The sequence below is a fragment of the Bacillus sp. SIMBA_005 genome (genome assembly GCF_046535585.1).
GTDB classification, from domain to species: Bacteria; Bacillota; Bacilli; order Bacillales; family Bacillaceae; genus Bacillus; species Bacillus pumilus.
The window spans coordinates 1-234 of sequence record NZ_JAWRWI010001210.1 but is presented as its reverse complement, the minus strand read 5'-3'; the positions used below and the strand labels follow the sequence as shown (position 1 = coordinate 234).

1 protein-coding gene is annotated in these 234 nt (G+C 52.1%); it reads left to right on the top strand.

The window, feature by feature from the left end:
* A partial coding sequence (locus SB660_RS23910) for a beta-ketoacyl synthase N-terminal-like domain-containing protein (protein WP_410585102.1) occupies window positions 1-234 on the top strand: 234 nt, incomplete at both ends.

Here is a 234-nt window from a genome sequence, read left to right as displayed (position 1 = left end):
CGGGATATCTCCGAAAGAAGCTGAAATGATGGATCCTCAGCAGCGCCTATTAATGATGTATGTGTGGAAAGCCATTGAAGACGCGGGGTACTCGGCAAAACGGATTGCCGGAACAAAAACCGGCATTTTCACCGGCACATTGGGAAGCGGATATCAAACCTTAATCAATAAGGCGGGTCTTCCTGTCGAGGGGTATACGATGACCGGAATCGTGCCGTCCGTCGGGCCGAACCG